General features: G+C 61.2%; 1 protein-coding gene. It reads right to left on the bottom strand.

The genetic code is table 11. From position 1 onward, the window contains the following. On the bottom strand, window positions 1-977 hold a 977-nt coding region (locus ACF8FB_RS02425; protein WP_392510972.1), incomplete at both ends, for an immunoglobulin-like domain-containing protein.

The following is a 977-nucleotide window of genomic DNA, read 5'->3' as shown; positions in this document are numbered from 1 at the left end:
GTGAAGGTCAATGCACTGTGGTTGTTGATCGGCAGGCCGTCTTTGTTGGTCAGCGTGATGGTGTAGGTAATCTCGCCGCCTTCGGTGACCGACGGGGTGGCGGTCAACTTGGCCACGACTTCGTCGGTGGTGTCGGTGACATCCACCTTCGCGGCACCGCCCAGCTCCAGGTTCTCGAAGGTCGCACCAGTGGCGTCCACCGCCGAGTTGATACCCAGGCTGATCTGGCCAGCGTCGTTGTAGACGTCATCACCCTGCGCAGCGTGGGTGTACGGCGCGCTGGTTTCGCCAGCCTTGATGGTGACCTGGGCGTTGTTGCTCAGGGTCACGACCAGGTCGTGGGCCAAGGCGGTGTTGATATGTACGGTGAAGGTCGGTTTGACGTTCTCGGCCACCGAGGTCTGGTCAGCAGTAATAGTGACTTTGACGATATCGCCTTCGTTGCCTGGAGTGCCTGGCTCGTCAGTGACCTCGGTGCTGACCGGGGTCTTGTCCAGATTCAGGTTTTCGAACTTCCACGCATCTGCGCCGCTGACGGCGTCGATGGCATTGACCACCGGCGCGTTGGTGCCGACATAGACGTTGTCCGGGGCGGTTGCAGTGGCCGAACCGGTGGTGCTGTTGGCTGCCACGACGACGGTGGTGCCGTCGGTCAGCTTGAAGTACAGCTCCGAGTGGTTGTTGATCGGCAGACCGTCTTTGTTGGTCAGGGTGATGGTGTAGGTGATCTCACCGCCTTCGGTGACCGAAGGGGTCGCGGTCAGCTTCGCCACCACCTCGTCGAGGGTGTCGGTCACTTGAACCGAAGCGTTGCCGCCCAGTTGCAGGTTCTCGAAGGTGTGACCGTCTACATCCACAGCGGACGTGATGCCCAGGCTGATCTGGCCAGCGTCCTGGTAGACGTCATCGCCTTGCGCGTCGTGGGTGTACGGCGCACTGGTCTCACCGGCCTTGATGGTGACCTGAGCGTTGTTGCT

Source organism: Pseudomonas sp. yb_2, assembly GCF_043103905.1.
Classification (GTDB): domain Bacteria; phylum Pseudomonadota; class Gammaproteobacteria; order Pseudomonadales; family Pseudomonadaceae; genus Aquipseudomonas; species Aquipseudomonas alloputida.
This window is presented reverse-complemented; position numbering and strand designations above follow the sequence as displayed.